The following is a 14,979-nucleotide window of genomic DNA, read 5'->3' on the forward strand; positions in this document are numbered from 1 at the left end:
CCTGTTAATGTTGTGGCCTTTGATAAAAGCGGAATAAAAATGCTTTTAATTGTTTTTTAAATGGGATTTTTATCTGGCATATAATTAATCCGAGTTTATATGCAACGGATCTGTGGATTTTCAGCAATTCATTTTCAGCTTCATGCAGCCTTTTATATACATCTTCATCACCGCCGCTGATGCTCAATAAATTATTCGCCAATAAGTATCCGTTCAGAATATATTTCTTATCCCAATCCTGAAACTTTTTTGTTCTTTCATCGAGAAGGAACCGGTTATAGAGATCAGCATAATCATTTCCCATTTTCTCTATCGTCTTTAAGCTGTTTTTCTCAATATTGACCAGTTTTTCTTCGTAATCTTCCTGATTGTTTCTAATATGGCTGATCAGGGAAAGGATGTCCTGCGCCGTAGCTCCAAAGGGGACTGTCCAACCACAGCTGTTTGCTCTTACCCGTTCTCCCAATGCTCCGATATCTGTCACAATAACAGGGATCCGACACTGTAAAGCTTCTGATAAAGTATAACAATATGTCTCTGGCCATACTGACAGTATGCATACCAAATCTATTCTGTGTTTTTCAAATAATTCTGGAAGCTCTTCTCTACGATAAGGTCCGGTCTTTTTATAATTTTCTTTTTCCAGGAGATTTAAAGAGTTATAACCCATCATGCCGAACACATACCAATTGATATTATCCGGGCCATTCTTTATCATCTCTGTTGCAAGATCGCAGCCTTTTTCCGGACTCAGACCGCCGATAAAGGCTATATTAATCTCGGCTGACAGCATATGGTGCTGCACATGACACGGCAGTAGTTCTACATTTCCATGTTCTATGACGGTAACCCTATGTTCTATTTCGGGAAAATACTGGCATATCACTTTCTTTCCGCTATCAGTGGGAGAAATAAACTGATCTACTAATTGAAATACGGTTCTGCTTTCTTCTCTCCAAACAGAAATAAAATCAATCTGCTTAGAATACCCCTTTTGAGCATTCATGCACTCCGTACATTTCGAACGGGACTCTTTCCCTATGCAAAGTGAATTCGCGCTATCCAACAATTTTATGGATGGACATGCATAATAGTAATCATGCAGTGTGGTGACAATTGGTATTTGTCTGTCGGAGGCCTGATAATACATCTCCAAAGAAAGTCCCTTTGTATGATGGATATGAACCAAATCAATACGAAAGGCATCCAAAACAGCCGCATAGACTTTTCCCAAAGCCGCACTCCGAAATTCCGGAAATACCGGTTCGTAATCCACATAATATTTCAAAAAAACTTCTTCATCTTTCAAATAGGCCGTTACATTTAAATAATTCCTGTCCCGAGCGACAACAAAGATGTTATAGCGGCTTCTCAGTGCTGAGGTTAAGTCTTTCACATTTAACTGTGTTCCACCTATGTTATCGTCGGAATCAGCCCTGAAGTCTGCCTGAACCAGGTATAAAATATTTTTTCGACCATTTTGTAAAAGTTGATACAACTTGATATTTTCATTAATAATCCGGTTAGGATCTGAGCTTAAAAATTCCTGAAATTTCTGAACCTGCGCAGGGTACCGTTTTCGCAATATTTTCTCATGGTCATCAATATACTTTTTCTTTTCTGCGCTTATAAATGAGCTAGTGCCCTTATGATAAATGAATAAGTCATCACAAATCACATGGTGATAACCAACCTGCTCTGCCCGATAGGAGAAATCATTTTCTTCGCCATACCCCTTTTGAAAAGTATCTGCATCAAACAACCCAATTTTTTTAATCAATTCTCTCTTAATATACATGCAAAAACCGTTGGATACTGGAATTTTGGGGTATAACCGCAAACTGCATTCTGATATCACCTCTGAGTAGGAGATTACCGTAAATCCGGCAGGTATCGGATTCTCCTCACAGAATTCCGGAACAGAACAGAGCGTAGCATTATTGGAAAGCGGTGTTACTGTACCGATTTTTTCATCACTATATGCGCATGTGACTATTTTATTGATCCAATCCTTCGTGACGATTGTATCTGAATTTAAAAGAATCACATCGTGTTCTTCCGATTGTAATATCCCCTGATTAATAGTTCCGGAAAACCCCAGATTTTTTGTATTGTTGAATACAAGAATATTTTTCGTTATGTTTTGACTCTGTACAGTGTTCAGATATGGCAGGATTCTATTATCTGAACTGCAGTCATTAATCAGAATCAGCCGATGATTTTCTAAGTCCGTAACATCTAAAATACTTTTTAAACAAATGGTTAAGTCTTCAAATGCATTATAAACCGGAATGATAATATCAACTTTATTTTGTAAAATGGACATAGTACACTCCTATAGTTTTCCAATCAGGATCACCAGATATAATATTATGGTATCGCTGAATTTTTGACGGTAAATTCCAGTATCAAATACAACCTTTAATCTGTATATAAAAGAATCCCTGGATTTCAGCAATTTTTCAGCTAAATTTTTATTACATACCAGAGAAGAGGAATGATACTGACAAGGTTCATTATTCAGTTGCGGATCAAATATTCTAATAAATTCCTCTACCTGACGATAGATTTCACCTCTGGGCTTTTTCAATTCTTTAATACGGTGCTTCAGTAGATCTTTTCTCGATAACATGGCGCCAGACGTGTTGTGGCCGTGCTGCCGATATTTAATGTAACTCTCCTGATCATAGTAAACTTCGCCAAAACAAGTTGCTGTAAGATAAAACCACCAATCATGCATAATGACAAATTCCGGAGTTTGATGCCGAATAATTTCCAGGAGCCTGCGATTCATCACAGCGGTACAGCCGGTGCACATATCCTGAACTAATGCGTTGCCAAATGTAGCTTTTTTCATAACTCTGCTTACAGTCACATTAATTGGTACCAAATGTTCATCTACAATGATTTTATCGCTGCAGTAGAGCGCAGGGGTTTCGTGTGGATACGTATCTAATATTGAAACTGCGCGACTGATTTTTTCCGGAAGCCATTGATCATCCTGATCAGCAAAAGAGTAGTAATCATAGGATAAGTCCGCTTTACGTATTAATTCAAAAAAGCTTTGACAAACACCAATATTACGCCCTGGATACCATTGAATCTGCGGGTATAATGACGTATAGGAATCCAATATGGAAGGGGTGGCATCAGTGGAACCATCATCACGAATCAGGACAGTGACTTCTTCATAATTCTGTTTTAATATGCTCTCAAGCTGTGTTCGAATATACTTTTCTCCATTATAGGTGGACATCAGTACCAGTACACTCATCTTAAAAACCTACCTGATATTTATTTTGAAGAACTACGCCGGATTCCTTTATACTGTATCCTGAGTTTTTTAAATATTGCTGAACCGCTACAGATTGTGCCAGACGTACTTCTATTTGACCACTCAATTCAGTAACAGCTGTTTTTTTAACCAAAGTATCTGTCCACGTTTTAATCGAATCACCTAAAGGCACAAAAAGGGTTTGTCCTGCAGAAGCTTCTTCGGGTATACAATCAGATGCTATACAGGGCAAACCCGCAAGCTGGGCTTCCAGAAGGACTACACCAACTCCCTCATATCGAGAAGGCAGAATAAATAGATCCATGCCTTGATATAAATCGGCTACATCGTCTCTCTGACCTAGGAAAAGAACAGATTTCTCTAATCCCAAATTTCTTACCTGCATTTCAACTTTATTTCGTAGCGAGCCATCACCAATTAACACCAGAACACTATCAGTCCTCTGTTTTTGGTATTCTGCAAACACCTTAATTAAAAACTCATGATTTTTTTGCCTTTCGAACCGTCCCACATGTCCGATAACCAATTTATCCTGCGATTTCAATTCTAATTTTATTCGTTTTCGTTTAATCGGATCAAATTGAAATTTCTCACTATCAATGGCATTGTGGAGAATGAATATCTCTCCTTTATTCATGCGACGCTTTCCATACAAAAACTTTCCTGCCGCTTCTGAACATGCAAATCGCTCTACTTTCATAAAACGAATCGGCAGACACAATATCCGATTTCTCACTGCATTAAGCGTCTTATCTGAGTACTTCGTAGCATGACAGTGAACAATAAACTTTTCCAATCCATATCTTTTAGCTATAGGCCTTAGCAAAAATGTCAAATACACTTCATGGTTATGCAGCCAGGTATATTCTCCGGCATGTAACCGAAAAAATGAATTCAGCTGCTTTATAGACTGGAAAGAACTTCCTGGCTTGTCAATGCAGTAGATTTTTCCGCCTAATTCCCGGATTTCTTCCATATAAGAATCCTCACAGGCAATAAAGTGCAAAAAATCAAACTGGACTTTATCCCGGTCTATATGCCTGTAGTAATTCATTATGACGCTCATAACGCCGCTTCCACGGCTCAGAGTGGAAACAAAGTGCAGAACCCGAATACAGTCTGTCTGTGTACTTTCTTGCGTGATATCAGCCATTTAAGCCCTTTCTGTGGTACTTCCCATAATCGCGCTTATAGGAAATTACCATTCAAATCCGTTAAAAAACCCCCACAAAAAATTTAAGTTGAGCACATCCCCTCCAGGATGATATAATTTAATGTGAATAAATACAGAAAGGTATTGACATGGAAAAGCCAGTTGTTTCAGTAATTATGCCTGCTTACAATTGTGAAAAGTTCATAGCAAAGGCGATCGAGTCAGTTCTTGTACAGAATGTTTCGTTAGAATTGATTATTCTTAATGATTGTGCAACGGATGGAACAGAAAGAGTGATACAACAATATCTTTCTGATCAGCGGATCCGTTATGTTAAAAATGACAGAAATATGGGGGTGGCCAGGACGAGAAATGAAGGGGTACGTATGGCAATGGGGGAGTACGTTGCATTTCTGGATTCTGATGACTGGTGGGAGAGGGAGAAATTGAGCAGGCAGTTGGCTCTAATAAAAAAAGAGAAGAAAGTCCTTTGTTCGACAGGACGAGAATTGGTTGACATAAATGGAAACCTCACTGGGAGAGAAATTCCCGTGAAGGAGACGATCACATATAGTATGATGCTCAAACAGAATTGGATTAATTGTTCTTCTGTATTATTGAAACGGAAGGTGGCAGAGGAATTTCCAATGGAGCACGAAGATAGCCATGAGGACTATATAACCTGGCTGAAAATACTGCAAAAATATCAATATGCCTGTGCGATCAATGAGCCATTGCTGAAGTATCGCTTAAGTAGTCAGGGAAAATCCGGGAGTAAGCTCAAATCTGCGAAAATGACTTTTAAGGTATACCGATATATGGGATTTTCGTGGTGGAAGTCCATAGGCTGTTTTATTTGTTATGCCTGTAATGGAGTGAGAAAATATATAATAAAATAAATGAAAGGCTGCCTTTACTTCACTGGCTAAAATTTCAATGACATACTGTAGAGCATGGAAGAAAGAAGAAAAAGTTTATATGGTGGCAGACTCTGCTATTTCTAAAATAAAAGAAGAAGATTTTTCACCAGAGAGTACTTTTGGTGAAGAGCATAGAGTTTATAAGAAATATTATGTAAAAGAGGGGCATTTAAAGATTCGGCAGCTTAGAGATAACATTGCAGTATGCTTTGCTGGAGACGTTGATGTTGGGAATGAGATAGAAGAACATTTGCATACACTGCTTGATGAGGTACCGTTTAAGGAATGTATACAACTTATAGAGAATTCTTATAATAACGCGAATATCGAGTTTATACTTTTAAAATCCAATGGTCAGAATGAGAATGATATTTATTATTTCAATGGAAGTCACTGTGATAAAGTGAACCAGGCAGAAATCGGAAATGGTAAGGATTTAGAATATTTTAGCCGTGATATGACTGGTATAGTAAATGAATTTCATAAGGCAGGTATAGATAAGTACTATTATTTAGGAATGGTTATGGGAGTGATGCAGTGCTATATGCTGAACAATCAAACATTTCAGTATGGTGTTGGCGGTACGGTGACCGGGATTGTAATGGATTCAAAGATTCACTGGTTCAGAGATATGGAATATTATTTGTTTGATGACGATATTCTAAAACCCGATACGATGTCTGTTATAGCGCGGGGACATAGTGTATTCACTTCTTCTGATTTGACAGGAAGTACTATAATGCTGCTGAATGAATATTTTGATAGTGAGTTGGAAAGAAATCCTTATTTACAGCGTTCGATGATAAAGATTCTTTCCGAAAAAAATATGTTCTATCAAATGTTTTATAGTAGAGTGGATAACGTAGCAGTATTCACTCAATTGAATGGATCGACACAGAAGCCATTTTTTAAGCGATGGATCCGAAGACGGAATGAAGCTACAGATTATGTGTATACATTCGATCCCCAGTTTGTGCAGTTTTTTTCAAAGCATGCAAGCCCTATGGAACGCCTTCCGACTGTGCTTGAAGTGGTAGCAAATGTAGATGATCACGCTGATTATAAAGATATTGCCAGTATCATTAAACAAAAGGATGATGGGTTTGTACGTGAAAACCCAGAGATGGATTTTGAATTTAATGAATTTGAAATGGTAGGATTTGATAAATCTGCGCTTAATAGTATTAAGAAAAGCATCAAAAAATATCATAATATGATGATCATTGATTTCGAATTTTTGTTTGGAGAAATTAAGGAAAAATTTGAACTTTATAAACCTCATCATGAAATGTATATAGAGGAAATGGATTTAACCCAAATTATTAATCCGTTTCCACATCTGATTTTAGATGATTCTTTTGAATCAGTCCATTTTGTGGATAATGATTTTGATAAGTGGAGAGTAATTATAATTAAAGATAAGAATAAAGATATTATAGTTGATGGCTATCATATGACGCGTATGTTTGAAGGATATGATAACTGTGAATTAATTGAAAGCGATGCATTTGAAAAAGATTACATGGGGTGGCTTTTTAATCTGATTAAATCTTTTTATCTTGATGAACATTACTTTGGACTGGAAAAGATGGTAATTGTTGCAGATGATTCCAAGTCCGATTCGCTTCTGCGGGAAATCATCCCAGGATATAATAGAACTGAAATACCAGATATTTATTTACTGCGTAATATGAACCGGTTAACGAATATGTATAGCTGTGCAGGGATGAAGTATGCTGTTATTGATCAAGTAATTGCTTTAATTATGAATCTGGAACCAGAAGAATTCTGGAGACTGGAATCAGAGGCATACGATATATAAAAGCAGGCGCGAGGACTCCATTTGTAATTTACGGCAGTTTTATGATTTATATAGACTTCGGACTGAGAGGGCAAGCACAGGACAGACGGTTTTTATAGCGTCTGCCCTGTCAGATTTGATTTCGCGGAGAGAATAATCACCAAAGTCATTAGTAAGCATGGGATTGACAAAACTCACAAAAAGAATTGTCCCGGAATATTGCTGGGTGATAGGGGAGCAACGCCCTGTACGCGCCACAACAATGCGGGGAAGGCCATATGAGAACCTGATTAACGCCCATCTGCCAGTGGCCAGGTCTGTTTTAACAAACCTGTGTGCGAGAACCTGAGATTGTACATTTTCCTTTCTTCGACGTGGATCTTTCTTCATATGAACGACAGGTAAAAGGCGAGCTCAAAATGCTGATGGGTTACAGTATTAATCCAATAATAAGAAATTTTGTTCGAAAAATAGTCTTAGTTTTTTAATAACCTTTTTATGGCGATACTGCAGCGTAGTAAACGGAACTCCTGTATTCTGTGCTATGCTGCGCAGCGATTCATCCTGGCAGTAAATGTGTGCCAGAAGTTCTTTGTCTTCATTATTCAGTGTGTTTAATGCCTGTTTTAACGTGTTTATCAGGAGGTCGCGTTCAGCCTGATGTTCTACAGGATTTCTGTCTTTTTCTGCAAATAATTCACTTCCGTTTAGGCCTTCTCCATCCAGAGCATCGTAGGAGAAGACGCCATTCCGAATATCCCCTTCTCTGAAATAACGATCCTTTCGCTCTCCATGCTGCCAAATCTTATAGATCTCCTCACTGACAGGAATACTTTGCTGTTCGATTTTAATGTAATAATTTATAGTGATCCCCTTCTTTCCTGGTTGTGCAAATAAAACAGGAGAAAACGAGTGCGGCGCTGTGGCCTTTTCGTTTTCTCCTGCTATTTGGTAATGAATTATTCCTTTGCTAGGTAGTTTTTTCTGTAGTTGTTTTTTGTGAATCCGGTTCGATTAAATGGATGTGCTGTACTTTTTTACAGCGCGGGCACTTGATCTCAATGCTTCCGGCGGTCGGCGGTTTAATGTCAAACAGGCGATGATGACATACCGGACAATAGATTATATGATTCATAAGTCTCCCTCCTTTGCGATCGAACATATGTTCTAATTCTAAAATATCAAATTTTTTAGATTATGTCAATACCAGAATAAAAAACTAAAAATACATTGTTAATTACAATGAAAAAATTTATAATAAAAGTACGCTTATAAAAAATCAATTAATATGTAGAAGAAATAGACACCTGATAACCAGGCTGGAAAAGCAAAAGCAGATAAATATTATGAAGGGAGAAGACTATGGCGGAGTATTTATCACCTGGAGTATACGTGGAGGAATTTGATTCAGGGGGGGTACCTGTGGAAGGGGCCAGCACCAGTATCGCCGGTTTTATTGGGGTGGCGGAGAAAGGACCGGTCGGAGGCGTACCGCGGATGGCGACTAATTTTTCGGATTTCAAGCAGGTTTATGGAACTTATCTTTCCGAAAGGGAATGTGGTAATTATCGTTTTCTGGCTTATGCAGTAGAGCATTTTTTTATCAATGGAGGGTCCCGCTGTTTTGTGGCCAGGGTCGCGCCGGCGGACGCATCCTGTGCGAAGGGAGCTGTGCCAAATACAGGAGATTACGTCCTGAAGTTTACAGCCAGTAATCCGGGGGCGTGGGGGAATGGGCTGAATATAGTTATATCTCCTTCGAGCAAGGCAAGGACTCAGGTCTTTGACGTGCTGGAGGCGGCAGAGGGCAGGCGGTACTCGGTTAAAAATAGTGTCGGATTTTTTGATGGTGATATTGTAGCGTTTTCAGATGGAAATACTACGGTTTATAATCGGGTGGTGGAGAGTAAAGACAATGTTATTTCCTTTGAACATGAATTTGATGTGGATGTAACGGATAAGAATCTATTGCCGGATAAGATTATATCCACCTGTGAGTTCAGGCTGGAGGTCAGGTCCGGCGATTTCGTAGAAATCTACGAGAATCTTTCTTTTAATAGTAATATTCCACAGTTTGTGGAAGCACAGGTTTCAAAATCAGATCTGATTTGTGTGGAATATGTTGGTAAAGGGAAGGAAGTACTTCGGCCTCCTTTTGAATGTCTTGCGTCTTCCGCTCAGGATACCGTGACTGTTAAGCTTTCAGGCGGCACGAATGGTAATATTCTGGACATGGAGGCTTCCGATTTTATTGGAAATGACGATGGAGCGGGAAATCGAACCGGAATTCAGGCATTTCTGGACAATGATATGGTTTCTGTTATGGCCGTTCCTGGTGTCACAGATCAGAAGGTCCAGCTTTCTCTGACTGCTCAGTGTGAACGAAAGAACAGATTTTCGGTTCTCGATATTCCACGGGAGGCAAAAGAGGTACAGGACATCATCAGGCACAGGGAAAATTTTGATACATCCTATGCGGCTTTCTATCATCCATGGGTGACGGTGTTTGACCCCCTCGATAAGAAAAATATAGCAATTCCTCCTTCCGGATCTGTGATGGGAATCTATGCCCGCAGTGACAATTCCCGCGGCGTCCATAAAGCGCCCGCCAATGAAGTGGTTCGGGCCTGTGTGGGACTGGATGTGCAGTTTGACAAAGGTGAGCAGGACATTTTGAATCCCAAGGGGGTAAATTTGATCCGGCTGTTCCCAGGTCAGGGGATCCGGGTATGGGGAGCAAGAACTGCAAGCAGCGATGGAACGTGGAAATATGTCAACGTGCGCAGACTTTTTATATTTTTAGAGGAATCCATAAAGAAAAATACGGACTGGGTAGTATTTGAAGAAAATAACGAAGAGCTATGGAGGCGGGTACAAGGAATAATAGAAGTGTTTCTGAGGGAGGTATGGAGAAGCGGCGGCCTGGCCGGATCATCTCCGGAAGAGGCATTTTATGTAAATATTGGGCGTGGCACCATGACACAGGAAGAGATTGATAATGGACACCTGATTTGTATCATTGGCGCGGCTCCTGTGAAGCCAGCTGAGTTTATAATATTCAGGATCACTCAGAATACCGCATCTGCACAGTGAAGATTTTAAGAAGAAGGAATGGTAGTGGCTGGTTTTCGCAGCTGCAGAAGCGTTGACAAGAATTTTTGCAGAAGCAGATTGTGAGGAACTGACGGACACTCATATGTATGCTATATGCGGACAAAATTGAATGAAAAATACAAACAATTATACGGGGTATGAAGTAAAGAAATGTGAGCGAAGGATAATGAAAATAATCGGCAGTTCAGGTGCTTTTCTGATTAACAGACTGGTCGTATCTGACGGATAATTATTGTTACAATAATAAACAGCAACTGGTTTATAAAATGTATATGAGTATTTTTTAGATAATGTTGTAGAAGGAATGTTTATTGTGTTCTATTACCGGACAGACCTATAAAACGGATATTTTGAGTCGTATTACAGATCTGGAAGGAAGACTTAAACGACTTGTTTAGCTTCTATAAACAGCTTCCTTCTATAACAGGGAAATTTGACGATATGGTTTGAGTCAGTTACGGAACAGAGGGGGCGGCCGAGTTAGAAAGTCTCCTTTTATGATTCACAGAGGTGTCCTCTGTTGGAGGACAAATGGTTGGGATAGATTTAGAGGTACTCAAAAGCACTAAGCAATCAAGTGAATTATTTTGGAAATATAAAAATTATAAAAAAATGCAATTGAAAATGAGTCGAAAATATTATCAGGGATTCTATTAGGAAATGCATCGGAAACGATATTAGGAAATCAATCAGAGGATTAATCAGAAAATCAATCAGAAAATCAATCAGGAAATCAATCAGAAAATCAATCAGGAAATCAATAAAAAAATGTATCAAAAATCTACCACAAACAATATCACCACATACATCAACCACCCCGCCAAAAACCACATCACGCATCCCTCTTTACCGCTCTTCCCCCTCCCCCTCAATCACAATCTTATCGAAATACCCACATGCCCCCAACACCCAAAGCGCCTCTTTGATAACCCGCTCATCTCCGGCGGCACGGAGTATGATTCGTTTGTTCTCAAAACGGTTTTCCAGAATGTTTTTTAGAGCGCCGGGACGGTAGGAGGCTCTGGGAATCATACCATAGCAGGCCTGCTGCACATTTTTTGCCGGAGGGTTTGGATCGATCAGAATAATTTTGTCGAAATCGTAAATGACATCGTTTTTCATATATCTGGTACTTCCTTTCGGAGAAGATGGATACATATGGTACTGCTGGTTTTTTTTGACTTAGCCGCGTGTTTACGGACTTTTTATAAGTCTGCCGTTTTGTCGAATATTGCGATATGTTTTGCTTTTCAAACGGCCGGAAACGTCTTATAGTGGTTACAAGAAAAGCAAAAAAAGGAGGGTTTTCCACATGACTGATACTGAAAAGATGAGGTTCATGGAAATGGAGAATATGAGGTTAATGGAAGAAAATGTTAAGCTGCGCAGAGTGATATCGAAATTAAACCAGACACTTAACAGACTGATCGAACATTACATAAGTTCTGACAGGATCGCATGACCGAGGGTATTGGGGAGTGCCCCGCACTCCCAATAAAACTCTCTGTTATCGCTATTCCGGATTTTCGGAATTATCAGTGCCTCCGGAAGCTTTTTCACCAAAGGGTGGAATAGGAGACTTGCCGGATGGTTCGATTCCTTTGTTTTTACGCACCAGATCCCAGATTGTCTGATGCATCCATTCAACGGTCTCGTTCAGCTTTTTATTTTCGGCTTCCAGTTCGACGATGCGATCGCTCATGCGGGCGATGACCTCCCGGTTATTATAGGCCTTGTGCGGCGCCATCAGGCGTTTGACGTAAGGAGAAGAAGCAGAAATAATCTGTTTCGACAGTAAATCGTCCCGCTCTTCACAGCTTAAATCCATAAAGTCCTGAAAACTGATGGACAAAGGTACCATGTCCACGGAGCATTTGGGGCATACCGCATTTTTAGGAAGCTGGTAGTATCCATAATACCCGCACTTCGAACAATAGTACACGGAAAGCTCTCTCATAGCGTCCTCCTTTTTTGCTTTTCCTGTCAAAATGGCAGTACTCTTCTATATATATAACGCAAAATAAATGAAATTGTAACGCGAAATATCGTCTTTTTGTAGAAAATTCCAAAATTTTATGTTTTATTAACACTATTGCTCTAAATATGGAGCAAAAAATGCAATCTTGTAATTTTTAATTTTAAACGTAAGAACTGTGTACACTTATCACTGATACAGTAAAAAAACAGACTGCCCCAAGGGGCAGCCTGCCGGTTTGAACGGATGAAACTTTTATTGCTTTTTATTTATTCTTTTTTATAGCATTACTGGATACGTCCGTTTACGTCCACAACCCAGGTCTTGCCGTTAGAATCTTTATAATCTTTGAAGCCATTTCCAAGTTCCGGCTTTGTAGCGGATTTGGAGGAAGAGGACGCCTTCTGGATGGAACCGCTTGTGTTCACCAGATACTGATTTCCGTCGTAATTCATCGGAGCCAGTCTTAAATCAGAGTCTGCGTCTTTTCTTAAACCATACTCGTACAGTGTGTTGTCACGGATCCCGTGGAAGCCCTGGCCTTTTCTGGAGCCGTCGGTATAGAAGAACCATGTCTGATTCTCATCTAAATCTTCATTGTAAATAACCTGCTTGCCGGTTCTCATAACACCGTCCTCTGCGAAGTAGAAGTTGGCAACTTCTCCATCTTCCAGATTGACAACCTTTAAACCAGTCTGCATTTCACCCTTTGTATTAAACGCATATTTCTTAGACTCTACAGTGAATAACTGAAGTCCGTTATCTGCATGGTACGGCTTACCGTTCTTGAAGTAGAAGTTATAAAGTTCGCCTTCTTCACTGATGCCTTCCACGCCCTCGATGGTTCTCCATCCGGTTACGCGTTTTCCATTTTCCGGCTCATAGTACTGATATCCGGCCACGGTTGTTGCTGTATTTTCTGCAGCATCAGAAGGAGTTGCATTTTCTGCATTCTCTTCTGCAGGAAGCTTAAACCAGCCTGTCTGCATTACGCCGTCTACGAAGGTATAGTAGTCGCCGCTGATCTTTTTATCGACCTGATTTTCTACCATTTTTCCGTTTGTGTCAAAATAGTACCAGGAATGGGTCATCTCAGGATCGTCGCTTTCATTTTCCAGCTGAATCCAGCCAGTCTTCATCACGCCGTCGTTTGCCTCACCCAGGTAGTATGTCGCGTTATCGATTTCTACCTTTCCTGTCATCATCTGTCCGTCTTCGTTGAAGTAATACCAGCTTTCGCCGACTTTCTGCCATTTGGAAACTGCGGCCTTGCCGTTCTTTCCGTAATAGTACCAGTGGTACTCGGCAGCGTCAGGGGAGTCCCATGCGTCTTCATTTTCAATGGAGATCCACTGGTCCATAACCCGTTTACCGGTTTCATCAACGTAATATTCATCAATCTGTGCATTTGTGGCGATTTCGCCTTCTTCATTTAAGTAATACCAGTCTTCGCCGCGCTTCTTCCAGGTGTCTGTTAAGAAGTAATCGTCCTCTTCATAATATTTGAAGGAACCGTTTTCCTCTACCCAGCCGATTGTCTTTGCATATGCGATGGAAGAACCTGCGGTGAAGCCCATCTCTGGAGCTGCTACGGTCATTACTGCCGCAGCGGATAATACAGCCATCATTTTTAAATTCTTTTTCATAAAAAATTTCTCTCCTTTTTTCTCACTTTGATTTGTCGTGGCCGAAAATCCATAGTTGCATTACTCTGCGATTATAACGTACGCTAGGTGGGTAGTGAAAGTGTGGGTTGATGGCAGATATGGAAGGAGATAACAGAATATGGAGATGGATGTAGAATTTGAGGGGTTCCTCCGTAGAAGCAATCTGGCCGATAATACGATAAAAGCCTATGTATATGCGGTGAAACAGTATTGCGGCCGGTATGACAAAGTGACGAAAAGTAATCTCCAAAAGTACAAACTGTTTCTGCTTGAAAACTACAAACCGAAAACCGTGAACCTGCGGATAAGGGCAGTAAACTGTTATCTGGAAGCAATCGGCAAGGAAAAACTGGCATTATCTTCTGTAAAGGTACAACAGAAGACGTATCTGGAAAATGTAATCAGCGACGCAGATTATATGTATTTTAAGGAGTGCTTAAGAAGGGACGGGGAATGGTTCTGGTATTTTGTCATCCGTTTCATGGCCGCCACAGGAGCCAGGGTGAGCGAACTGGTTCAGATTAAGGCAGAACATGTGCAGACGGGCTACTTGGATCTCTATTCCAAGGGAGGGAAAATTCGGCGTATTTACATACCGAGCGCCCTGCGGGAAGAGGCTATGCAGTGGATTAAATACCGTGGAATCGAGAGTGGTTTTCTTTTTTTAAACCGTTCGGGAGACCGTATCACCACGAGGGGAATTGCCGGGCAGCTGAAGAAATTTGCCGCCCGGTACGGGATCCCCGTGGAGGTGGTCTATCCCCATTCCTTTCGCCACCGGTTCGCGAAGAATTTCCTGGAAAAATTCTCAGACATCGCGCTTCTGGCCGACTTAATGGGGCATGAAAGCATCGAGACAACGAGGATTTACTTGAGAAGGACGAGTTCCGAACAACAGCAGATTGTAGACCAGGTAGTAGACTGGTGAGAAAAGGGGGTAAAAAGTAAGAAAAACTTCAATATGCATTTTATAAGGGGTGTGGTATACTATGAGTACTTAGCGAGGTATTTTCGTACTTAGACAGACAATTATTATTTTTTATGTAAGGAGAAT

11 protein-coding genes are annotated in these 14,979 nt (G+C 40.3%); 5 read left to right on the top strand and 6 right to left on the bottom strand.

Annotated elements, in window-relative coordinates:
• Positions 1-4: 4 nt before the first annotated feature.
• The 3 genes from M1L66_RS04730 to M1L66_RS04740 are packed head-to-tail and all read right to left on the bottom strand — an operon-like array spanning position 5 to position 4,448.
• Positions 5-2,326 carry a glycosyltransferase gene (locus M1L66_RS04730; protein ID WP_434691303.1) on the bottom strand — a complete coding sequence of 774 codons (2,322 nt, stop codon included), beginning with the start codon at positions 2,324-2,326 and terminating at the stop codon, positions 5-7.
• Positions 2,327-2,335: 9 nt separating this feature from the next.
• Positions 2,336-3,274, bottom strand: coding sequence for a glycosyltransferase family 2 protein (locus M1L66_RS04735; RefSeq protein WP_434691305.1), 939 nt, complete (start codon positions 3,272-3,274; stop codon positions 2,336-2,338).
• A gap of 1 nt (position 3,275) precedes the next feature.
• On the bottom strand, positions 3,276-4,448 hold the full coding sequence (locus M1L66_RS04740; protein WP_434691308.1) for a glycosyltransferase family 1 protein: 1,173 nt from the start codon (positions 4,446-4,448) through the stop codon (positions 3,276-3,278).
• A gap of 149 nt (positions 4,449-4,597) precedes the next feature.
• Between M1L66_RS04740 and M1L66_RS04745 the strand changes: the two genes are divergently transcribed.
• The 3 genes from M1L66_RS04745 (at position 4,598) to M1L66_RS04755 (ending at position 10,262) form a co-directional block, all read left to right on the top strand.
• A complete protein-coding gene (locus M1L66_RS04745) occupies positions 4,598-5,347 on the top strand; it encodes a glycosyltransferase family 2 protein (RefSeq protein WP_187023006.1) in 750 nt (249 codons plus the stop codon).
• Positions 5,348-5,426: 79 nt separating this feature from the next.
• Positions 5,427-7,190 carry a hypothetical protein gene (locus tag M1L66_RS04750; protein WP_187023007.1) on the top strand — a complete coding sequence of 588 codons (1,764 nt, stop codon included), beginning with the start codon at positions 5,427-5,429 and terminating at the stop codon, positions 7,188-7,190.
• 1,341 nt (positions 7,191-8,531) lie between these two features.
• Entirely contained in the window at positions 8,532-10,262 is a 1,731-nt protein-coding gene (locus tag M1L66_RS04755) for a phage tail sheath family protein (protein ID WP_187023008.1), read from the top strand.
• 867 nt (positions 10,263-11,129) lie between these two features.
• On the opposite strand, the gene M1L66_RS04760 is transcribed toward M1L66_RS04755, so the two are convergent.
• Complete coding sequence (locus tag M1L66_RS04760; protein WP_187023009.1) at positions 11,130-11,405, bottom strand: hypothetical protein; 276 nt, start codon at positions 11,403-11,405, stop codon at positions 11,130-11,132.
• A 190-nt stretch (positions 11,406-11,595) separates the two neighbouring features.
• Between M1L66_RS04760 and M1L66_RS04765 the strand changes: the two genes are divergently transcribed.
• On the top strand, positions 11,596-11,745 hold the full coding sequence (locus M1L66_RS04765; RefSeq protein WP_002601597.1) for a hypothetical protein: 150 nt from the start codon (positions 11,596-11,598) through the stop codon (positions 11,743-11,745).
• Between the two features lie 51 nt (positions 11,746-11,796).
• Here M1L66_RS04765 and M1L66_RS04770 read toward each other — a convergent pair whose 3' ends face one another.
• Positions 11,797-12,240 carry a hypothetical protein gene (locus M1L66_RS04770; RefSeq protein ID WP_187023010.1) on the bottom strand — a complete coding sequence of 148 codons (444 nt, stop codon included), beginning with the start codon at positions 12,238-12,240 and terminating at the stop codon, positions 11,797-11,799.
• 305 nt (positions 12,241-12,545) lie between these two features.
• Positions 12,546-13,904 carry an N-acetylmuramoyl-L-alanine amidase family protein gene (locus M1L66_RS04775; RefSeq protein ID WP_187023011.1) on the bottom strand — a complete coding sequence of 453 codons (1,359 nt, stop codon included), beginning with the start codon at positions 13,902-13,904 and terminating at the stop codon, positions 12,546-12,548.
• A 139-nt stretch (positions 13,905-14,043) separates the two neighbouring features.
• Here M1L66_RS04775 and M1L66_RS04780 point away from each other — a divergent pair, with 139 nt between their 5' ends.
• Entirely contained in the window at positions 14,044-14,853 is an 810-nt protein-coding gene (locus tag M1L66_RS04780) for a tyrosine-type recombinase/integrase (RefSeq protein WP_207643198.1), read from the top strand.
• The last annotated feature ends 126 nt before the right edge of the window (positions 14,854-14,979 follow it).

The organism is Hungatella sp. SB206, assembly GCF_051132295.1.
In the GTDB taxonomy this organism is placed as follows: Bacteria; Bacillota; Clostridia; order Lachnospirales; family Lachnospiraceae; genus Hungatella; species Hungatella effluvii.